This window comes from Aggregatibacter segnis ATCC 33393 (assembly GCF_000185305.1).
In the GTDB taxonomy this organism is placed as follows: domain Bacteria; phylum Pseudomonadota; class Gammaproteobacteria; order Enterobacterales; family Pasteurellaceae; genus Aggregatibacter; species Aggregatibacter segnis.
Window position 1 is genome coordinate 821,244 of the sequence record NZ_GL622200.1, and the last position, 20,882, is coordinate 842,125.

The 20,882-nt window shown below is 43.5% G+C and carries 17 protein-coding genes; 7 read left to right on the plus strand and 10 right to left on the minus strand.

The genetic code is table 11. The features are described 5' to 3' along the window. Positions 1–69: 69 nt before the first annotated feature. The 6 genes from uvrC to HMPREF9064_RS05475 all read right to left on the minus strand — a co-directional run bounded on the left by uvrC (position 70) and on the right by HMPREF9064_RS05475 (position 8,193). Positions 70–1,899, minus strand: coding sequence for an excinuclease ABC subunit UvrC (gene uvrC / locus HMPREF9064_RS05500; RefSeq protein ID WP_032998119.1), 1,830 nt, complete (start codon positions 1,897–1,899; stop codon positions 70–72). Between the two features lie 111 nt (positions 1,900–2,010). Continuing rightward, positions 2,011–2,784 (minus strand): 3-deoxy-manno-octulosonate cytidylyltransferase, encoded by a 774-nt coding sequence (kdsB, locus tag HMPREF9064_RS05495; protein ID WP_006717922.1) that lies wholly within the window; start codon positions 2,782–2,784, stop codon positions 2,011–2,013. Between the two features lies 1 nt (position 2,785). Continuing rightward, positions 2,786–2,965 carry a Trm112 family protein gene (locus HMPREF9064_RS05490; RefSeq protein WP_006717924.1) on the minus strand — a complete coding sequence of 60 codons (180 nt, stop codon included), beginning with the start codon at positions 2,963–2,965 and terminating at the stop codon, positions 2,786–2,788. A 6-nt stretch (positions 2,966–2,971) separates the two neighbouring features. Then, the gene (gene lpxK, locus HMPREF9064_RS05485) at positions 2,972–3,952 is read right to left on the minus strand and encodes a tetraacyldisaccharide 4'-kinase (RefSeq protein ID WP_006717927.1); all 981 of its coding nucleotides are present in this window, start codon (positions 3,950–3,952) and stop codon (positions 2,972–2,974) included. An 18-nt stretch (positions 3,953–3,970) separates the two neighbouring features. Then, positions 3,971–5,719 (minus strand): lipid A ABC transporter ATP-binding protein/permease MsbA, encoded by a 1,749-nt coding sequence (msbA, locus tag HMPREF9064_RS05480; RefSeq protein WP_032998121.1) that lies wholly within the window; start codon positions 5,717–5,719, stop codon positions 3,971–3,973. A 44-nt stretch (positions 5,720–5,763) separates the two neighbouring features. Next, a complete protein-coding gene (locus HMPREF9064_RS05475) occupies positions 5,764–8,193 on the minus strand; it encodes a DNA internalization-related competence protein ComEC/Rec2 (protein WP_006717932.1) in 2,430 nt (809 codons plus the stop codon). A gap of 292 nt (positions 8,194–8,485) precedes the next feature. Here HMPREF9064_RS05475 and dksA point away from each other — a divergent pair, with 292 nt between their 5' ends. The 3 genes from dksA to folK all read left to right on the plus strand — a co-directional run bounded on the left by dksA (position 8,486) and on the right by folK (position 10,995). Further along, complete coding sequence (dksA, locus tag HMPREF9064_RS05470; protein WP_006717934.1) at positions 8,486–8,923, plus strand: RNA polymerase-binding protein DksA; 438 nt, start codon at positions 8,486–8,488, stop codon at positions 8,921–8,923. A gap of 115 nt (positions 8,924–9,038) precedes the next feature. Continuing rightward, positions 9,039–10,496: a polynucleotide adenylyltransferase PcnB gene (gene pcnB, locus HMPREF9064_RS05465; protein WP_006717936.1), complete on the plus strand. Its 1,458-nt coding sequence runs from the start codon at positions 9,039–9,041 to the stop codon at positions 10,494–10,496. Further along, entirely contained in the window at positions 10,489–10,995 is a 507-nt protein-coding gene (folK, locus tag HMPREF9064_RS05460) for a 2-amino-4-hydroxy-6-hydroxymethyldihydropteridine diphosphokinase (RefSeq protein ID WP_006717939.1), read from the plus strand. Before pcnB ends, folK begins: the two co-directional genes overlap by 8 nt. A 139-nt stretch (positions 10,996–11,134) precedes the next feature. Here folK and pta read toward each other — a convergent pair whose 3' ends face one another. Next, entirely contained in the window at positions 11,135–13,270 is a 2,136-nt protein-coding gene (gene pta, locus HMPREF9064_RS05455; protein WP_006717941.1) for a phosphate acetyltransferase, read from the minus strand. Between the two features lie 71 nt (positions 13,271–13,341). Beyond that, positions 13,342–14,544 carry an acetate kinase gene (locus HMPREF9064_RS05450; protein WP_006717943.1) on the minus strand — a complete coding sequence of 401 codons (1,203 nt, stop codon included), beginning with the start codon at positions 14,542–14,544 and terminating at the stop codon, positions 13,342–13,344. Between the two features lie 293 nt (positions 14,545–14,837). On the opposite strand from HMPREF9064_RS05450, the gene yfbV reads away from it, so the two are divergent. The 4 genes from yfbV (at position 14,838) to HMPREF9064_RS05430 (ending at position 18,669) form a co-directional block, all read left to right on the plus strand. Beyond that, positions 14,838–15,281: a terminus macrodomain insulation protein YfbV gene (gene yfbV / locus HMPREF9064_RS05445; RefSeq protein ID WP_006717944.1), complete on the plus strand. Its 444-nt coding sequence runs from the start codon at positions 14,838–14,840 to the stop codon at positions 15,279–15,281. Between the two features lie 177 nt (positions 15,282–15,458). Next, a complete protein-coding gene (locus HMPREF9064_RS05440; RefSeq protein ID WP_006717946.1) occupies positions 15,459–16,004 on the plus strand; it encodes a CvpA family protein in 546 nt (181 codons plus the stop codon). Between the two features lie 13 nt (positions 16,005–16,017). Continuing rightward, positions 16,018–17,529, plus strand: a complete 1,512-nt coding sequence (gene purF / locus HMPREF9064_RS05435) for an amidophosphoribosyltransferase (RefSeq protein WP_006717947.1) — start codon at positions 16,018–16,020, stop codon at positions 17,527–17,529. 177 nt (positions 17,530–17,706) lie between these two features. Then, positions 17,707–18,669, plus strand: coding sequence for a hypothetical protein (locus HMPREF9064_RS05430; protein ID WP_006717949.1), 963 nt, complete (start codon positions 17,707–17,709; stop codon positions 18,667–18,669). A 135-nt stretch (positions 18,670–18,804) separates the two neighbouring features. On the opposite strand, the gene moeB is transcribed toward HMPREF9064_RS05430, so the two are convergent. Further along, on the minus strand, positions 18,805–19,533 hold the full coding sequence (moeB, locus tag HMPREF9064_RS05425) for a molybdopterin-synthase adenylyltransferase MoeB (RefSeq protein WP_006717951.1): 729 nt from the start codon (positions 19,531–19,533) through the stop codon (positions 18,805–18,807). A gap of 15 nt (positions 19,534–19,548) precedes the next feature. Beyond that, a complete protein-coding gene (moeA, locus tag HMPREF9064_RS05420; RefSeq protein ID WP_006717953.1) occupies positions 19,549–20,763 on the minus strand; it encodes a molybdopterin molybdotransferase MoeA in 1,215 nt (404 codons plus the stop codon). Between the last annotated feature and the right edge of the window lie 119 nt (positions 20,764–20,882).

Below are 20,882 nucleotides of genomic sequence, written 5' to 3' on the forward strand. Positions count from 1 at the left end.
TGCGGTTCGTTTTTTCAACGTTTTTCATTTGAGAAATACCAAAAAACTGATCGCACTTTCTATTTAAATCTAATGCTGCAGCGTCTCAAAAATCTTTTCTGCCAACGCTTTTGAAATGCCGGGGACGGAGGCGATTTCATCGAGAGTGGCATTTTTAACGCCTTGTAAGCCGCCGAGGTATTTGAGGAGCGCTTGGCGACGTTTAGCGCCTACGCCTTCAATGCTTTCTAAGCCGCTTTGGGTGAAATGTTGTTGGCGTTTCTTACGGTGTCCGCTGATAGCGTGATTGTGGCTTTCATCGCGGATATGTTGGATTAAATGGAGCGCGAGGCTGTCCGATGGCAAATGCAATTCTTTATCCCATTTGCTCAGAATCAGGGTTTCCAAGCCGGCGCGGCGATCGACACCTTTGGCAACGCCAATTAAGTGCGGTCGGTTTTTATTCCATTTTACCTTGAGATTTTCAAACACCTGTAATGCACGATTGAGTTGCCCTTTGCCGCCATCGATAAAAATAATGTCGGGGATTTTGTCTTCTTCTAGATCTTTGTCGTAGCGTTTTAACAGTGCTTGCTCCATAGCCGCGTAGTCATCGCCTTTGGTGATGCCGCTGATGTTGAAACGACGATAATCGGATTTTAGCGGCCCGTCTTGATTGAACACCACGCAGGAAGCGATAGTTTGTTCGCCCATCGTGTGGCTGATATCAAAACATTCCATGCGTTTGATAACATCAATGCCGAGTAATTCTTGCAGGGCGGCATAGCGATCATGTTGCAAGGTAGATTGTTTTAACTTGGTCACTAACGCGGCTTTGGCATTCATTTGCGCAAGTTGCAGGTATTTGCTTTTATCACCTTTGGCATGATCTTGAATGATAACTTTTCGCCCCGCTTGGTCGCTTAATAAGGTTTCCAAATCTGCTTTTTCTTCCAGTTTTTGATCCACGATAATGGTATTCGGAATGGTTCTGCCTTGGTGTGCCTGTAGATAAAATTGCCCAACAAAGGTTTCAGTGAGTTCTGCCAGGTTGGTATTGCTTGGTACTTTCGGGAAGTAGCTACGATTACCCAAAATCTTACCTTGACGGATAAACAACACCTGCACGCAAGCCACACCAAGTTGGTAGGCGATGGCGATAATATCAATGTCATCATGGCGATCGTTGGCGACAAATTGTTTTTCAATTACTGCGCGCACCGCCTGAATTTGATCGCGAACCCGTGCCGCCTCTTCAAAATTCAGTTGCTGACTTGCCTGTTCCATTTGTTTGACCAAATGATCCAACACTTGTTGATCTTTCCCCTGTAAGAACAAGCGGGCAAAATTTACCTGTTGCGCATAGGCTTCGTCTGTTACATAACCTTTCACGCAGGGGGCAAGACAACGCCCGATTTGATATTGCAAACAAGGGCGCGAGCGATTGTTATACACCGAATTTTCGCATTGCCGAATAGGGAACAATTTTTGCAACAAAGACAAGGTCTCACGCACAGCGCCGGCATTGGGATAAGGGCCGAAATATTCCCCTTGGATTTTTTTCGAGCCGCGATAAGACGTAATACGAGGATGAGTTTCTTTGGTTAATAAAATATATGGATAGGATTTATCATCGCGTAACAACACGTTATAACGCGGCTGATAGGTTTTGATGTAATTATGCTCAAGCAGGAGCGCTTCTGTTTCCGAGGTGGTAATCGTGGTTTCAATATGATGAATTGATGCCACCAATGCTTCCGTTTTTTTGCTGTTTAACTGCTTACGAAAATAACTGGATAAGCGTTTTTTCAGATCTTTCGCTTTACCCACATAAATCACCGTGTTGCTATCGTCATACATACGATAAACGCCCGGCAAGTGCGGTACGTTAGCGAGGAATTTTTTGGCGTCGAAAGTCATCATGAATGATTAAGTCGGATTTGATATTGAAATGATTTTAAACATTATCGTCGTTATTTTTTTAAAGCAAATTCCCCTCTTTAGTAAAGAGGGGTTAGGGGAGATTCATCGTTAATGTGATTTTTTCGCTAAAATCGACCGCACTTTTTCCAAATCTTCGGTGGTATCCACACCCACAGCCGGCACTTCTTTGGCGAGTTCTACATGAATTTTTTCGCCGTTCCAAAGCACGCGTAGCTGTTCCAGTTTTTCGATGTGTTCTAATGCGGTCGGTTGCCATTGCACATATTGTTTAATGAAACCGGCTCGATAAGCATAAATCCCAATATGGCGTAGGTATTGTGTGTTCAGTTGCAATTTTGCTACGTCATCCATTTGCGCAAATTGATCGCGATCCCAAGGAATCACTGCACGGGAGAAATAAAGCACATAGCCGTCTTTGTCGGTTAGCACTTTCACCACGTTGGGATTAAATAACTCCTCAGGCTCGTCGATATTAACCGCAAGGCTTGCCATGTTGACAGGGTAGTTAGCGAGATTTTCTGCCACTTGTTTGACGATCACCGGTGGAATAAGCGGTTCATCACCTTGAATGTTCACGATGATTTCGTTGTCGGGAATCGCCAGTTTTTCAACCACTTCAGCTAAACGTTCTGTGCCGGAGTTGTGGCTTTCTGCCGTCATGCATACTTCTGCACCAAAATTTTTGGTGGCGGCAGCCACCTGTTCATTGTCGGTCGCGATAATAATTCGGCTAGCACCGGATTGTTTGGCTTGTTCAAAAACATGTTGAATCATTGGCTTGCCGGCAATGTCCGCCAATGGCTTGCCCGGTAAACGGCTGGAGGCGTAACGGGCGGGAATGATTACAGTGAATTGGGTCATGTTATTGTTCCTCTGATTGGCTTAATGTTTCTGCCTGTTCTGCTAATAATATCGGAATACCGTTTTTGATCGGGTAGGCAAGCTTTTCAATGCGACAAATTAAACGTTGATGTTGCTCATCGTATTCCAAATGTCCATGGCAAGTTGGACAAGCCACGATATCCAATAATTGTTTGTTCATGGTATTTTACTTTGATTTTTGACCGCACTTTTGCGCGATTTTTTGAATCAGTTGCTGTGTTTTATTCCCTTGGATTTCTGTGGTTACCGGCACATACCACCAATTTTCTTGCGCAAAGGCGAGACACTTCACCGCATCTTTTTCGGTCATGAAGAGCGGTTGATTTTTATCGAATTTATCAAACAAAGACACGGTAAAAGCCTGATGATCTTGGAAGGCTTGGGTTTCGCTTAATGTGATTCCCTGTTGTTCTAACATCGCAAAAAAGCGTGGTGGATTGCCGATACCGGCAATAGCCGTGGCGTGGTTAAATTCATTTAACGGACGTTGCGCTTTGGTTACTAAATTTACGGCGTATTGTGGTTTTAAGAGCATCACCGCATCGCTGTATTGATTTTCTGCGCCGTTGGTAATAATGAAATCGACGGATTGTAAACGGCTTGGTAATTCGCGTAACGGGCCTGCCGGTAACAAGAAACCGTTGCCTAGACCACGTTGAGCATCCATGATCACGATTTCAACATCACGCTGTAATTTGTAATGTTGTAAACCGTCATCGCTAATGATGACATCACAAGGCGTATGTTGTAATAGACATTCGATGGCTTGTTGGCGATTGGGTGAAATGCAAACCGGGGCTTGGGTCCGTGTGGCAATTAAAACCGGCTCATCACCGGCTTGCACCGGATCACTGGTCGGTGTGACCAACAAAGGATAAGTTTTGGCTTGGCTGCCATAACCTCTGGAAATCACCCCAGCATTCAGACCGCACTTGCGAAGTTCTTCAACCAACCAAATCACCGCGGGTGTTTTTCCGTTTCCGCCCACAGATAAATTGCCGACAACCACGACGGGAACCGGTGCGCGATAGGATTTTAAGACATCAAAGCGAAAGAGCGATCGACGAAACGTGCTAATCAGCCAAAATAACAAGGAGAAAGGGCAGAGTAGCCATGTGATCCACGAACGGGAATACCAAAACTGCATACTTTCTCCTTAGGTTAATTATTGACTGAACTGCATGCCGTGTAATTGTTTATATGCACCGCCTTGTGCCAATAGGGCTTGGTGGTTGCCGCGTTCTTTAATTTGTCCGTTTTCAATGACAAGAATTTCGTCCGCTTTTTCAATGGTGGATAAACGATGCGCGATCACCAAAACGGTACGATCTTTTTGAATTTCTTCCAATGCGGCTTGAATCGCACGCTCGGATTCCGTATCTAAAGCCGAGGTCGCTTCATCTAAAATTAGCACCGGTGAATTACGCAATAAGGCACGAGCAATAGCTAAACGTTGGCGTTGACCGCCGGATAAGCTGGCGCCATTTTCACCGATAACGGTATCCAACCCATTTTCTAAATGTTCGATAAATTCCATTGCGTGTGCCGCTTTTGCTGCGTTGATGATTTCTTCACGGCTATATTTATCTTTTGCTGCATAAGCGATGTTATTGGCGATGGTATCGTTGAATAAGTGCACTTGTTGTGAGACGACAGCGCAATTTTCGCGTAAATCCGATAGGCGATAATCTTGAATATTCACGCCGTCTAATAGAATTTCACCTTGGGTGACATCATAGAAGCGGGTTACTAAATTCGCGATGGTAGATTTACCGGAACCGGAACGCCCCACTAATGCCACAGTTTTGCCATGGGGAATGTGGAAAGAAATATTATCCAAGGCAAGTTCTTCTTTGCCCTCATAGCGAAAGGTGACATTTTTAAATTCAAGGTCGCCTTTGACATTGTCCGCTTTATGCGTACCGGTATCTTTTTCCGTTTCCATATCTAAAATACCGAACAAGGTTTGACAGGCTGCCATACCACGTTGGAATTGAGCGTTGACGTTCGTTAAGGATTTTAACGGACGCATTAGCGCAAGCATGGAAGAGAAAACAACGGTAAATGTCCCCGCACTTAAGTTTTGATCCATGATGGAAGGGAAACTCGCGAGGTATAACACGGCGGCAAGGGCAAACGAGGCAATGATTTGCACCACAGGATCGGCAATGGCATCTGCTGCAGTCATTTTCATGCCTTTACGGCGCATATCATTGCTGACGTGATTGAAACGTTCTTCTTCAATAATTTGGCCACCGAAAGAAAGAACCACTTTATGCCCTTTTAACATTTGTTCTGCCGTTGAGGTTAAATCCCCCATGGAGTTTTGCATGTTACGGCTTAAATTGCGGAATTTCTTCGATACCATGCTGATTAAGATACCGATGATGGGCCCGATAACAAAAAGCACCAAAGAGAGTTGCCAGCTGGTATAAAGCATGACGCAAAGGAGAGAAATTAAATAAGCCCCCTCACGCACGATGGTAATCAATGATCCGGAAGAGGCATTGGCGATCATTTCGGAGTCATAAGTGATACGGGAAAGCAGTTTTCCTGCAGCATTTTTATCAAAAAAGCTGACCGGCATAAACATTAAATGTTTGAATAAACGCCGACGCATGGTCATCACCACTTTACCGGAAACCCAAGCCAAGCAATAGTTGGAAATAAAGCTGGACACGCCGCGTAAGATAATGATTAACACAACAAAGACAGACATGTATTTCAAAAATGATGCGTCTGCTTTACCAAAGCCCTCATCTAATAAGGGTTTGAGTAGGAAAATTAAGCCGGAGTCGGTTAGAGCGTTGAGAATTAAGGCAACAGCGGAAACAATCAAACCGGCTTTATACGGACTAATCATTGGCCACAGACGCTTGAAGGTTTGCATAGTAGAAAGATCTTGATCTTGCATAATAATTTCTGTCTTTGGGTCAAAAATAATGGCGCATTGTACCTTTATTTGCCCTTCAAGCCAATTAATCTGCGATACCATGGCGAAAATTCCGCCCGTGCAGTTTGAATTTCTATTTTATTTTCATGAAATAATAAAGTAATTTGACCTGTTTCTGCCGTATTGTAACTTTGCGTACCTTGCTGTTTTAGCCTTGCCATCACATCACCGTTCGGAAAATGCCACGGATTCCAACGCCCGCTGGAGATTAACGCTATATCCGGCTGTGTGTGGCGCACTAATGCCTCTCCTGTCGAGGTTTTGCTGCCATGGTGTCCCACTTGTAGTACGTGGATTTTATCTAGCTTGGGTAAAATTTTGTATTCCACGCTGAGATCGGCATCGCCTGTTAGTAAAATATTGTATTTACCATCCGTTAATAGCAGCGTGCAGGAATCGGGATTTTCCGCACGGGACACGATGTTGTTGGGAGAAAGTACGGTAAAGTGTAATCCCTGCCATGTCCATTGTTTGTTGGCAAGGCAAAAAGTGCGGTCGTTTTCTTCCGTGTTTTTTTCGCCATAACGTTTTTGCGAAGCGGTGGTCAGTTGAATGTCGGGATAAGCGGCCAACATCGCGCGAGCACCGCCCGAATGATCGTTGTCATCATGGCTTAAAATCAGCCATTCCAACTGAATGCCTTGTCGCTGTAAATAAGGCAGAATTTCTAACTGCGCCATACTGCCGCCTTCCCAACTCGAGCCAGTGTCGTATAGCACGCCTTTGCCATCTTTCACGATCAAGGTGGCTAGCCCTTGCCCCACATCTAAGGTATCCAATTGCCAATTTGGGCGGGAAAGGTAGTGGTGCGCTAATGTAGTGTTGCAAAAAACAATCAATCCGCAACCTAACCCGTAAATTGTCTTTTGTAAGGGAAAGCTTAAGGTGCGTTCAGCAGCGAGGTGAAATCCCTTTAAACGAGTGAGTTTTGCTAATTCCAATGTAGAAGAGAGAGGTTTCTGGGGTTTATAAACGTAATATAGCAAGCCTAAAAACAGGCAGGTTAAAACAAGCGTAATCCATAAACTGTGGGGAATAGAAATAGCCAGCCAATGATCCTGCAACGGGGCTAAAAGTGCGGTGATTTTTTCTGCCAGATCATTGGCAAGCCACCATGTATTCCAGCTGCCTTGGGTGAGCACAGCAAACAGTACCAACGGTACTAAAATGAAGCTATAAAGTGGCACGGCAATAAGATTGGTAATAAAACTGTTTAAGGAAATGCCATTAAAAAAGAACAATTGAATCGGCGTGAATAACCAAAGCAAACCAAGTTGCAAATGAAATAAACCGAAAACATACCGCACTTTTCTCCAGTGAGTATGAGTAAGCGGCTTGCCGCGCCAGTGTAATAAGGACAGCGGGAAACATTGATACCAAACAATTAAACAGGTGACTGCGCCCACTGATAGCCAAAAACTGGTGGAAAGCAATATGAGCGGATCGATAAAAATCAGTAGTGCGACCACTCGCAATAACAGTTGCCACACTGTCCAATGCAGTCTTAAATGCTGAATAGCGTAGAGTAAAGCGAGGGCAATTATGGCGCGTAGCGTGGGGATTGCCAGTCCTGCAAGTTGACTATAAAGCAGGGCTAAAATCATGCCGCAGAAAATTGGAAAGGTTGGGGTGATGTAATGGGTTGGAAACGTAAATTGGAGTAAGCGCGCCAAGGCAAAGCCTAACATCATCGCCAGACCGATATGTAATCCTGAAATAGCAATCAAGTGTGCTGTGTTAGTTTTTTGATAAATTTGCCATGTGGCGTTTTCGAGCCATGCCCGTTCGCCAAAACCTAGAGCCAATAACAACCCTTGTTGAGATAAATTTTCTATTTGTTGTCTTGCCTGATGTAACGCCGTTTGTCGCCACGAAAAAAACTGTTCTATTTTGACCGCACTTTTCACTTCTGCCCACGCAGTGATGCGTTTACTGAAGTACCATTGTTGCCGATCAAAACCATCCTTATTGAGTCGAGAAGATATAGGGCGTAGGCGTAAGTCTCCCACATAACGTTCACCAATATTCACGTTTTGTTTAAGTTTCCAATTGGCGTAGAGACGTTGTTCCGGCCGGTTATCCGCGAGCTTCGCACGGAGGATTAAGGTTTGATATTGTTGCTGATGTAGGATCTCTTCCACGATAAATTCGGTATGAATAGTTTTCGGCAAATGGGCAATGTTGTCCGCTTGGTTCAGCAACTGTATTGCCGGCTGATGTACATAAGCCAGATTGAGCGTGAACAAAAGTAGCCAAAGAAGCGAGTATTTCGTTTTATGACAGGATAAACCTCGGGCAAGCAAAATGAGCGGACATAAAAGAAGGGATAAATAAAGTGCCGTTTGCCAAGAGACTAAAAACCTATCGGGTAAAAACACCAAAGTGATACCGCTTACAATTAAACTTCCCGCAAATTTATCTAACGAAACACCCACATTTTTTACCGCACTTTTGTTCCATAGGAAGACTATGGAAGAATTGTGAAAGAGGGAAAATACGCTTTCAAAAATATTGGAATCTGAATCACAAAATTAAAAAAAATCCTTAGAATACTGAATGGATATGCAAATATTATTTGATAAATAGGGTGAGTTCTGCTATTTATACGCCTTCAAAATTTGGCTCCATTTTTTAATCGGTTTTACTTTTGGGTAGTAATCATATTAAGCGCCACTGATTGTGGCCTTAATACTATGAAATGGATGAATTTTTTATTAGGAGATACACATGAGTAAAGCGTCTTTAAGTTTATTGGCTTTAGCCGGCGTTGAGCCTTACAAAGAAAAGAAAGGCGAAGAATACATGAATGAGCACCAAGTGCTACATTTCAAAAAAATCCTTCAAGCCTGGCATGATCAAATTAGAGATGAAGCTTCTCGGACCGTTGCTCATATGCAAGATGAAGCGGCTAACTTCCCGGATCCGGCTGACCGCGCAACACAAGAAGAAGAGTTCAGTTTGGAATTACGTGCTCGTGATCGTGAACGCAAATTAATGAAGAAAATCGAAAATACATTGAAAAAATTGGATACAGACGATTTCGGCTATTGCGATTCTTGTGGCGTGGAAATTGGGATTAAACGCTTAGAAGCGCGTCCGACAGCAGATTTGTGTATCGACTGCAAAACATTAGCGGAAATTCGCGAAAAACAAATGGTCGGTTAATTCGACTAAAAATAGATAAAAGTGCGGTCAAAAAACACCTTATTTTTCGACCGCACTTTCACATTATTTTTCTGATAAACGGAGATCTCTTATCTTTACCTATATTAAAAATCTTTTGAGCAAGAAAATCAAAAAACATCCTGCTGCTCAAAATGACATTAAAGCCTCACCTAAAAGACCCTCTATCACAGTGACTGAACCTGTAAAAAACAAGGCTCAGGGTTCATCCCACAATAAAAGAAACACACCTAAAAAAGATTTCAAACATAGCATTAAGGCATCCGCGCATGGCATTACGCCACGTATGTTTAATCGTAACGCATTGACGGTGGTGGAAAAATTGCAACGTCAAGGGTATGAAGCCTATGTGGTCGGTGGCTGTTTGCGCGACTTATTGCTCGGTAAGAAACCGAAAGATTTTGATGTGGCGACCAATGCGCGTCCGGAACAAATTCAAGCGGTTTTTCAACGTCAATGCCGTTTGGTTGGGCGACGTTTCCGTTTGGCGCACGTGATGTTTGGCCGTGAGATTATTGAAGTGGCGACGTTTCGCGCCGGCCATGCGGAGCATCATAATGAGAAACTAGCCAAGCAAAGCGAAGAGGGCATGCTATTACGCGATAACGTGTACGGCACCTTGGAGCAAGATGCGGAACGCCGTGATTTCAGCGTAAACGCGCTGTATTACAATCCACAAGACAACACGTTGAAAGATTATTTCAACGGTATTGAAGATTTAAAAAACGGTAAATTACGTTTAATCGGCGATCCCGTTACTCGTTATCAGGAAGATCCGGTGCGCATGTTGCGCTCCATTCGCTTTATGGCGAAATTAGAGATGTTCTTAGATAAACCAAGTGAAGCGCCAATTAAATCCCTTGCCCATTTACTCAAAAATATTCCACCGGCACGTTTATTTGAAGAAAGCTTGAAGTTATTGCAAAGCGGGCATGGTGTAAAAACATATCAGTTATTGCGTCAATATGGCTTATTTGAACAACTGTTCCCGTTGTTGCCAACGTATTTCACTGAGCGTGAAGACAGCATGGCAGAAAAAATGATTTTGCGTGCGTTGATCTCCACTGATGAACGCGTGGCAGATAAATTACCGATTAATCCGGCGTTCTTATTTGCCGCATTCTTCTGGTATCCATTGCGTGAAAGAGTGGAAACTCTAAAAAATGAAGGTGGTTTGAATAACAATGATGCCTATGCTTTGGCCTCTAACGATTTGCTGGATGTGTTATGTAATGCGTTAGCGGTGCCACGTCGTCATACCACGGTCATTCGTGATATTTGGTCGCTACAGTTGCAGTTCTTAAAACGTACGCCGAAATCTGTGCAGCGAGCTATCGAACAATCAAAATTCCGTGCGGGCTTTGATTTATTAGTGATGCGCGCAGAAATTGAGGGCGGTGAAGCCGTTGAATTGGCGGCATGGTGGCATGAATATCAATTTAGCAACGAAAGCCAACGACAAGATTTGGTGAAAGAGTTGCCGAGTCAGCCGAGAAAACGCAAATATCATCGTCGAAAACGACATCATTCTGCGAAAAAGGCTAACCATGGATAAGGTGTATATTGCCTTGGGAAGTAACCTTGCTAATCCTCAGGCGCAACTGATTTCTGCATTAAAGTCGATGAATCAACTGCCAGGCTCAAGATTGGTGGCAGTGAGTTCTTTTTATCAAAGTAAGCCTCTTGGCCCACAAGATCAGCCGGATTATGTGAATGCCGTGACTTGTTTGGAAACCTCACTTGCGCCTCTTGCATTGTTGGATGAATTACAACGCATTGAATATGAACAAGGTCGTGTGCGTCTGCGTCGTTGGGGAGAGCGTACATTGGATTTGGATATTTTGCTTTACGCCGAGCACATTATTCAGTCTGAACGCCTGACAGTGCCACATTATGATATGCACCAGCGTGAATTTGTGATTATTCCGTTGGCAGAAATTGCGCCTCATCTTTCGTTGCCAAATGGGCAATCAATTCAAACGCTTGTGCAGAAATTTGCCGATCATCAAATGGTGATTGTGAAACACAAAAATGAAATCCACCTCAAAAACTGACCGCACTTTTCACTTTGAATAACAGGTTATTTAGACAAAAAGAACGAATTTGTTAATTCAATCCTTTCGGTAAATAAAAAGGCTTTCATCACGAAAGCCTTTTCTTTTGCACGAAAGTGCGGTGTGTTTTTCAAGCGTTTTATTGTGTTGCTTGAATTGCCGTTAATGCAATGGTGTACACAATATCATCAACTAACGCACCACGGGACAAGTCGTTCACCGGTTTGCGCATACCTTGGAGCATCGGGCCGATAGAAACAAGGTCGGCGGAACGTTGAACCGCTTTATAGGTGGTGTTACCGGTATTCAGATCCGGGAAGATGAATACGGTGGCTTGACCGGCAACCGGAGAATTTGGTGCTTTAGAACGAGCCACATCTTCCATCACCGCGGCATCGTATTGTAATGGACCATCGATGAGTAAATCAGGGCGTTTTTCTTTCGCAATACGAGTCGCTTCTTTTACTTTTTCAACGTCTGCACCGCTACCGGAAGAGCCGGTAGAATAGGAGATCATCGCCACTTTCGGTTCGATACCGAAGGATTTCGCTGATTCGGCAGATTGAATCGCAATTTCCGCGAGTTGTTCTGCGGTCGGATCCGGGTTCACCGCGCAGTCACCGTAAACCAATACTTGATCCGGTAACAACATGAAGAAGATGGAAGAGATAATGGAGCTGCCCGGTGCGGTTTTGATAATTTGCATCGGTGGGCGAATGGTGTTGGCTGTGGTGTGAACTGCGCCGGATACCAAACCGTCAACTTCGTTGGCTTCTAACATCATGGTGCCAAGTACAACGTTATCTTCTAATTGTTCACGCGCCATGGTTTCTGTCATGCCTTTGGCTTTACGTAATTCCACTAAACGCGCGACATAGTTTTCACGCACGCTTGCCGGGTCAACAACCGTAATACCTTTGACTAATTTCACACCTTGAGATTCAGCAACGCGTTTTACTTCTTCAGGGTTGGCTAACAAGATACATTCTGCGATACCGCGTTCGGCACATAAGATGGCTGCTTTGATTGTACGTGGTTCATCGCCTTCCGGTAAGACGATACGTTTATTCGCCGCACGTGCTAATTCCGTTAATTGGAAGCGGAATGCCGGTGGTGATAGACGACGTAAACGGCTTGAAGCTTCAACTAATCCGTTAACGAAGGCGGCATCTAATTTTTCGCTAGTATAGCGTTTGATGTTTTCAATGCGCTCTTTATCGTCAACCGGTACTTCAAGGTTAAAGTTTTGTAGGCTTAAAGCCGTTTGCCAGGTGTTGCCTTCAATACGGAAAACCGGCAATTTTTTGTTTTCAAAAACATGCTGACAAAGTTTGTTGATTTGTGGATCTAATTTGTAACCGCCGGTTAATAATAAACCACCGATTTCAATACCGTTGGATACCGCAAGTGCCGCTGCCACGATCACATCCGGGCGGTCAGCAGAAACCACGAGTAAGCTTCCGGCACGGAAGTGTTCCACCATATTTGGCAAGCTTCTTGCACAGAAAGTGATACCGCGAATACGACGGTTTACATCGCCTTCATTAAGAATGGATGCGCCTAAATGTTTAATTAAATCAATCGCACGGGTTGCAATAAGATCAGCAGACCATGGGATACATGCCAGTAAGTTGAGCTGGCTTTGTGCGAATAATTTTACCAACTCGGATTCGCTGTTGTGGCTGTGTTGGAAAGAATCGAAAATTTCGCTTAAATCTGGGCGGGTTCTGCCGGATTCATCCACTGGCGCATTGAATTTGTTCACGATCACGCCAAGAAGATTTTTATTGCCTTGACCACCGAACAGAGAAGCAGCTGCTTCTACACGTTCTTTTAATTGTGCTGGCGTTTCTGTGGCCGGTGCCGCAACTAATACGATTTCTGCATCAAGTGCTTGGGCGATTTCGTAGTTAATGCTATTGGCAAAAGAATGTTTGCGGGTTGGAATCAAGCCTTCCACAATGACAATTTCATTGTTTTTAGCAAGGCGTTGGTGATTTTCAACGATTTTTTCTAATAAAACATCAGATTGATTTTGACCGATCAGCGATTCTGCCACGCTTAGCATAAACGGCTCAGCCGTTTCTAAACCGGTGCTGGTGCGCACGATAGAGGTTGTGCGGTCGATAATATCTTCACCGGTATTTGGTTGAGAAATAGGTTTCATGAAACCGACTTTGGCACCTTTTTGTTCAAGTGCGTTGATTAAACCAAGACTTACGCTGGTTAAACCCACGCCGGTGCTAATCGGAATTAAAATAATAGTACGAGACATAATTTACCTTCGATTGGAATAGAGGATTAAAAAGAAACTGCCGAATAAATCGGCAGTTTATAGATTCCGTTTTAGATGCAAAGACGTGCGGTGTCTTGTGCAATCACTAATTCTTCATTGGTTGGAATTACCATGGCGATCGGTGTGTTATCAGCGGTAATCACGCCTTCTTTACCAAAACGGGCGGCCAAGTTTTTCTCATTATCCAATTTGTAACCGAATAATTTTAAGTGTGCTAAGGTGAGTTCGCGTACGTGCGCAGAGTTTTCACCAATACCGCCGGTAAAGACGATGGCATCCAAACGCTCACCGATAACGGCCATGTAAGAACCGATGTATTTCGCTAAACGGTAGCAATAAACATCTAATGCGCGTTTTGCCGGGATTTCTTTGTCGTAGTTGTCTTCGGCATAACGGCAGTCACTGGTGACTTCGGTTAAACCAAGCAAACCGGATTTTTTCGTTAAGGTGGTGTTGATTTCTTCAACGGACATGCCGAGGGTGTCGTGCATGTAGAAAACGATAGCCGGGTCGATGTCACCACAACGGGTACCCATGACTAAACCTTCTAACGGGGTTAAACCCATAGAGGTATCGATACATTCGCCATGACGAATTGCGGATACGGAACCACCGTTACCTAAATGGCAAGTGATCACGTTTACTTTGTCTTCTGCGACGCCTAAACGTTTTGCTGCTTCACGGCTGACATAATAGTGGCTTGTACCGTGTGCCCCGTAGCGACGAACACCGTGATCGCGATATAAAGAGTAAGGTAATGCGTATAAGTACGCTTCTTCCGGCATGGTTTGATGGAATGCAGTATCAAATACCACCACGTTTTTCTCTTTCAAATATGGGAAGAGTTTGAATGCTTCTTTGATACCGATTAAGTGTGCTGGGTTGTGCAATGGTGCAAATTGAATTGCATCTTCAATGCCTTTAACCACTTCATCGGTAACGATAACAGAGGATGTGAATTTTTCGCCGCCGTGTACGATACGGTGACCGATAGCAACAACGCCTTTTTGTAATTCAGGATCAAGCGAGAAAATGTTATTGACAACAAAATTTAACGCTTCGGCGTGAGCGGCGCCGGCACCTAAATCAGCCTGTCCTTTTTCGCCGTGTAATTTCCATTTGATACGGGCTTCAGGTAAGTAAAACGCTTCGGCTAAGCCGGACAATTTTTCTTCGCCGGTGGCAGGATTCAAAATAGAAAATTTTAGTGAAGAACTACCACAATTGAGGATTAGGACTAATTTTTCAGACATAAGCGACCTATACTGGTTTGAGTTAAACAAAATTCGTTCAAATATTGAACGAATAATAGAAAATTAAACTGCCATAGGATACACCTTTCATTCTTTAAAATAAATTCTCAACGACAAAAAATGCGACTTGAATCAAAAAATTTAGCAAATTTTTTACATTTGATAAGTGATTCATTTTCCCCGAAAAAAGAGACTACCAAAGAAGAGGTGGTTATGTAGAAAATTAAAAAATAGATTGGTTTATGGTATGTTGAGCAACCTTCATTCAGATTAAAACTAAGGATAAGCATGGGATGGGTTTTTATCGCACATTAAAAGTAGGGCAACAATATTTAAATATTTGGCCTTTAGAACCAAAGTTAGGCGCTATTTTCCCCGAGAATCGCATTATTAAAGCAACCTTATTTGCTCAGAAAATGATGCCGTTTCTCGCGGTATTATTTGTAGTGTGGCAACAAATTTATGCGCGTGGCGACAACATGGCGCTTGCTGTTGCGGTGTTAAGTGCTTTATTTGCGTTATGCTTGCCTTTACAAGGCTTTTATTGGTTGGGCAAACGTGCACAAATGCCATTATCACCTCAAAGTGCGGTGGGTTTTCAACGCGTTTTTGAAAAATTGAGAGAGACGCATGATACCTTGCCTTCTTTCCCCGACAAGCCCACTTATTTGGATTTGGCAAAGTTACTGAATCTTGCTCAGAAAAAATTACCCCGTGATTTTTGGCAGGAGCTTTAATTCCTCGATTTTTTCTATATTCCCAAACATAACAATGGTATAGTGACGCCCCTTTGCTTCTTTGTGCAAAAGGGCGTTTTTTAGCGTGTAAATTTTTGCGCAAACGTTTTCGTTTTTTGCTAGAATAGCGCCCGTTGCAAATAGAAGTGTCTTTTTCAACACTTTAGAGATGATTTGATGATTGATTACATTATTATCGGCATTATTGTTTTTTCCATTATTGTCAGCTTATTACGCGGTTTTGTCCGCGAAGTTATGTCACTAGCCAGTTGGATTGTGGCATTTTTTATTGCAAGCCATTTTTATGTGTATTTGGCGGGTTTGTTAACCTCTATTGAATCCCTGTATATCCGAAATGGTGTTGCCATTGCTATCTTATTTATTGCCTCATTGATTGTTGGCGCTATCGTGAATTATGTATTAGGTCAGTTAGTGGATCGCACCGGCTTAAGCGGGACGGATCGAGTACTTGGTGCTTGCTTTGGGCTATTACGTGGCGTGCTCATTGTAGCGGCAATTTTATTTTTCTTGGATACGTTCACCGCGTCAAATCAAACTGATTGGTGGAAAGAGTCAAAATTAATACCGCACTTTCGTTTTGTGGTGGATTGGTTCTTTCAACAGATACAAGCAAATTCCAGTTTTTTAAATTCAACCTTGAATTTGGAGCAAGTGACTACGCCGGCTTCAAATCCAATCCCAACTTCAACTCAGAATCAGTAGAGGAACAACGAGCATGTGCGGTATTGTCGGTATTGTCAGTCAAACCCCGGTAAATCAAGCAATTTATGATGCCTTAACCGTTTTACAGCATCGCGGACAGGATGCGGCAGGTATCGTCACCATTGATGACGAAAATCGCTTTCGTTTGCGTAAGGCGAACGGCTTGGTGAGTGATGTGTTTCAACAAGTGCATATGTTGCGCTTGGCGGGCAATACCGGTATCGGTCATGTACGCTATCCGACAGCAGGAAGTTCCAGTGTCTCTGAAGCCCAGCCGTTTTATGTGAACTCACCTTATGGTTTAACCTTGGTACATAACGGCAATTTAACAAATTCTGTCGAATTGAAGGAAAAACTCTTCAACCTTGCCCGCCGTCATGTGAACACCAATTCCGACTCAGAACTTTTACTGAACATTCTTGCGTATCATCTCGATCAACCTCAAAAATACGCGTTAACACCGCAAGATATTTTTAATGCAGTGAAACAAACCCATGAAGATATTCGCGGTGCGTATGCCTGTATTGCCATGATCATCGATCACGGCATGGTGGCGTTTCGTGATCCTCATGGTATTCGTCCTTTAGTGTTAGGTAAACGTGAAGAAAACGGCAAAACCGAATACATGGTGGCTTCCGAAAGTGTCGCATTGGATGTCGTCGGTTTTGAATTCATGCGTGATGTGGCACCGGGAGAGGCAATTTTTATTACCTTTGATGGTGAACTATATGCTGAACAATGTGCTGACAATCCCGTGTTAACGCCGTGTATTTTTGAATATGTGTATTTTGCCCGCCCGGATTCCTGCATCGACGGTGTTTCGGTATATGCTGCCCGCGTGCATATGGGACAACGTTTAGGGGAAAAAATCGCCCGTGAATGGCAAGATATGGACATTGATGTGGTGATTCCTGTGCCGGAAACCTCTAATGATATTGCCTTGCGTATTGCTAATGTATTGAACAAACCTTATCGCCAAGGGTTTGTAAAAAATCGTTATGTCGGCCGCACATTCATTATGCCGGGGCAAGCGCAACGCGTGAGTTCTGTTCGTCGCAAATTGAATACCATTGCTTCTGAATTTAAGGGCAAAAATGTGTTATTGGTGGATGATTCCATTGTGCGTGGCACGACCTCTGAACAAATCGTGGAGATGGCTCGCGCTGCCGGTGCGAAAAAAGTGTATTTTGCTTCCGCTGCACCGGAAATTCGCTATCCGAACGTGTATGGTATCGATATGCCAACGCGCAGCGAATTAATCGCCTATGAACGTAATACTGACGAAATCGCCAAACTTATCGGCGTGGATAAATTGGTGTTCCAAGACTTAGCGGATTTAACCGGTTCAGTGCAACAAGAAAACCCATCCATTAAAGCATTTGATTGTTCCGTGTTTACCGGTTGTTATGTGACCGGTGATATTACCGAAGACTATTTGGATAATATTGCTGAACAACGTAACGATGCGGCAAAGAAAAAACGCGAAAAGGATTCCTCGAATCTTGAGATCCATAACGAGAGATAAAGAGGCTTCTATTTATCAAAACAAACGGCGCCTAATGCGCCGTTTGTTTTATAGAGAAGGCAGCAAATAAGAAATTTAATAGAAACGTCATTTACCTGTGGATTTTTTGTGACAGGTTTGTCGTAAATCGCATAAGATAGGGTGAATACGGCATTGATATAAGTAAAGGAGCTATATATGAAAAAATCCTCTTTGTTGGCGGCATCGGTTTTTATCGGTTTGTTACCGTCCTTCGATGTTTTGGCTGAAGAACAGGAAAAAACATGGGTAGATGAACAACATCAAGAGATACGCACCAAATTGCGTGGTTGGGCGCATACGATGGATGAGTGGATGGGAGAGCCAGATCCCAATCAGCCTGCGACTGCCGGCTTGCGTATCATGTTGGATAGCCAGTGGAATCATTACGATCACTTTTCTATGAAACCACGTGTCCGTGGGAAAATTCGCCTACCGACGTTGAAAAAACAGCTGAGTTTGGTCTTCGGGGATGAAGATTTAGATAATGAATCACGAGACAAAAACCACATGGGTAAGGTTTATAACCAGCCATTGAATAAAAATAAACATTATGATCGACGTCAAACTCGGGAAGATAATGCTTCAGTGGGTTTACGTTGGTCTGACTCTATTAAAAAATTAGGCATTGACACCGACATTGATCTGGGTATTCGTTCCGGTAGCGATATTTATTTGCGCTTTAAAGCAGGAAAAGAATGGCTTATTACTGATCGTTTCTCTACCAGATTGGAGCAAATTTACCGCTACGGAACCAATAGTAAACATTATTTGCGGACTAACTTTGAAAACAAGTATCGGACCTCTCATAATACCTTTATCGCTAATCAGCTATATTTGCAGTCCGAACATGATATAGATGAGAAAAATTCTTGGGGGAACAGTTTTTATCGTCAACACGACTTCAATAATTATAAACGGCTAAATTATGGCATTTTTATTGGTGGTGATATCGATAATAAACAATTTCATATTAACCAATACGGCCCATTTATTACTTGGCGTCAGCCGATTTTGCGTCAGTGGTTTTTTATTCAGCCTGAATTGAATTATTACAATGATAAGAATCAGGATCGCCGCCATCATATCGGTGCATTTTTACGTTTAGAAGCCATCTTTTAAAATTGGTGATTGATTATGGTTGAAATAGAGAGGGTAAAGTGCGGTGGATTTTGAAGGTATTTTTTAGAAAAGCATAATTGAATATTTAAACAATTTCATGGCGGCACGCATTTTCCGTTGCGTGCTGCCATTATTTTACATACTGCTATTTGGCAATTTGACTTCTCTTACCGACATGGTCATTCCATCAATCAATAACAATCTGCCGCATAAATTCTTGCCGATTTTTAACCGCACTTTGATGGCTTCTAAGGCTTGAATAGAACCAACTAAACCGACAATCGGTGCCAATACGCCGGCTTCTACACAGCTTAACGCGTTGTCGCCAAATAAACGGCTGAGGGTGTGATAGGTTGGCGTATTGTCTTCATAAGTGAAAACAGAAACCTGTCCTTCCATACGAATAGCCGCGCCGGAAACCAGCGGAATTTTATGGGCGGCGCAAGCCGTGTCTAATTGATTGCGTATGCTGACGTTATCGGTACAATCCAACACCACATCAAATTTGCCAACCAAGTCGTGAAGTTGCTGTTCATCCAATAATTGATGAATTGTCTTGATCTCAATATGTGGATTTAAACGTTGCAGGGACAGTTTCGCCGATTCCACTTTCGGCATACCAAGGCGACTGTCATCATGCAAGACTTGGCGCTGCAAATTAGATAAATCCACGGTGTCGAAATCCAACAAGGTTAAATGCCCCACACCGGCAACGGCTAAATATTGGCCGGCAGCACAACCTAATCCACCGAGACCGACAATCAGCATTTTGCTACCTTTTAATGTTTCTTGTCCGTCAAAATCAATGTCTTTCAACACGATTTGGCGGTTGTAACGCAATTCTTCTTGATGGCTTAATTCCATAGCAAACCCAATGTATTAGCGTAATAAATCGTTGAAAGGCTCAATGGTAACGGTTTCACCCGCGGTAACGTTGCCGCGTTCTTGTTCTAACACGATAAAACAGTTGCTTTTGACAAAGGAGCTAAACAAATGCGAGCCTTGGAAGCCTACCGGTTGTACTTCAATTTGACCTTGTGCATTGAGTTGATAGAAACCTCGTTGGAAATCCAAGCGTCCCGGGGCTTTTTTTAAGTTGGTTGAGGTGATGGCAGATAAACGCATCGGCGCTTTCCATTGGCTATAACCGCTCAACTTGGCAATTGCCGGTTGTACTAATTGGTAGAAAGTCACCAAGGCCGATACCGGGTTGCCCGGTAAACCACAGAACCACGCTTTTTCTAATTTTCCGAAGGCAAACGGTTTGCCCGGTTTAATGGCGATTTTCCAGAAGTTGATTTTGCCGACTTTTTCTAAAATATGTTTGGTGAAATCCGCTTCGCCCACAGACACACCGCCACTGGTGATGACCAAATCTGCTTGTTGTTGTGCGTCTAAAAAGGCTTTTTCAAATTGCGCCTCGTTGTCCGGTAAAATACCGAAATCCAACACCTCACAATTGAGTTTCTCTAACAACAGTTTTACGGTGAAACGGTTCGTGTCATAAATTTGACCGGCTTGTAACGGTTGACCGACCGGAACCAGTTCATCGCCGGTAGAAAGCACCGCTACTTTTAAGCGTGGGAAAACTTTGACTTTTTCGATGCCGAGAGAGGCGAGCAATGGCAAAGAAACGGCATTGAGTAATGCACCTTGTTTTAACACCACATCGCCCAGTTTCACATCTTCACCAATGCGACGAATGTTTTGACCTAATTTAGGCAGGCTGGTAAACGTCACCGTGCCATCATCGTTTACTTGAACCTCTTCTTGCATTACTACCGCGTCAGCGCCTTGCGGAATCATCGCTCCGGTCATGATTCTGACCGCACTTTGTGCCGTCCATTCTCCTTCAAAAGGCGCACCGGCAAAGGCTTTTCCGGCAACAGAGAGAGTCATGGATTGTTGTAAATCTGCCAACCGTACTGCATAACCGTCCATCGCGGAGTTATCGAAAGAAGGAACATTAATCGGAGAAATAACATCTTCAGCACAAATACGTTGGCTGGCTTGATGTATTGGCAGCGCCTCCGTACATGTCGGAGAAGGAAGTTGATTTAACATTTGTTCAAGTGCTTGGGATAGCGGCAACATACGGAATCCTTGTAAGAATAAAAAAGTCCGCTCATTATACTCGGGCTTTTGGATGTTTCAAAAAATACTTGTAAGAGAACAGGTTGAAACAGGTTTTAAATAAAACTTTTCATGGAGGC

Bases quoted from the DNA above. Each gene is read 5' to 3' on its own strand.
- msbA (WP_032998121.1), bottom strand. From the start codon at position 5,719: ATGCAAGATCAAGATCTTTCTACTATGCAAACCTTCAAGCGTCTGTGG.
- folK (WP_006717939.1), top strand. From the start codon at position 10,489: ATGGATAAGGTGTATATTGCCTTGGGAAGTAACCTTGCTAATCCTCAG.
- kdsB (WP_006717922.1), bottom strand. From the start codon at position 2,784: ATGACCCAATTCACTGTAATCATTCCCGCCCGTTACGCCTCCAGCCGT.
- HMPREF9064_RS05490 (WP_006717924.1), bottom strand. From the start codon at position 2,965: ATGAACAAACAATTATTGGATATCGTGGCTTGTCCAACTTGCCATGGA.
- dksA (WP_006717934.1), top strand. From the start codon at position 8,486: ATGAGTAAAGCGTCTTTAAGTTTATTGGCTTTAGCCGGCGTTGAGCCT.
- lpxK (WP_006717927.1), bottom strand. From the start codon at position 3,952: ATGCAGTTTTGGTATTCCCGTTCGTGGATCACATGGCTACTCTGCCCT.
- HMPREF9064_RS05430 (WP_006717949.1), top strand. From the start codon at position 17,707: ATGAAAAAATCCTCTTTGTTGGCGGCATCGGTTTTTATCGGTTTGTTA.
- purF (WP_006717947.1), top strand. From the start codon at position 16,018: ATGTGCGGTATTGTCGGTATTGTCAGTCAAACCCCGGTAAATCAAGCA.
- HMPREF9064_RS05450 (WP_006717943.1), bottom strand. From the start codon at position 14,544: ATGTCTGAAAAATTAGTCCTAATCCTCAATTGTGGTAGTTCTTCACTA.
- pta (WP_006717941.1), bottom strand. From the start codon at position 13,270: ATGTCTCGTACTATTATTTTAATTCCGATTAGCACCGGCGTGGGTTTA.
- HMPREF9064_RS05440 (WP_006717946.1), top strand. From the start codon at position 15,459: ATGATTGATTACATTATTATCGGCATTATTGTTTTTTCCATTATTGTC.
- moeB (WP_006717951.1), bottom strand. From the start codon at position 19,533: ATGGAATTAAGCCATCAAGAAGAATTGCGTTACAACCGCCAAATCGTG.
- yfbV (WP_006717944.1), top strand. From the start codon at position 14,838: ATGGGTTTTTATCGCACATTAAAAGTAGGGCAACAATATTTAAATATT.
- moeA (WP_006717953.1), bottom strand. From the start codon at position 20,763: ATGTTGCCGCTATCCCAAGCACTTGAACAAATGTTAAATCAACTTCCT.
- uvrC (WP_032998119.1), bottom strand. From the start codon at position 1,899: ATGACTTTCGACGCCAAAAAATTCCTCGCTAACGTACCGCACTTGCCG.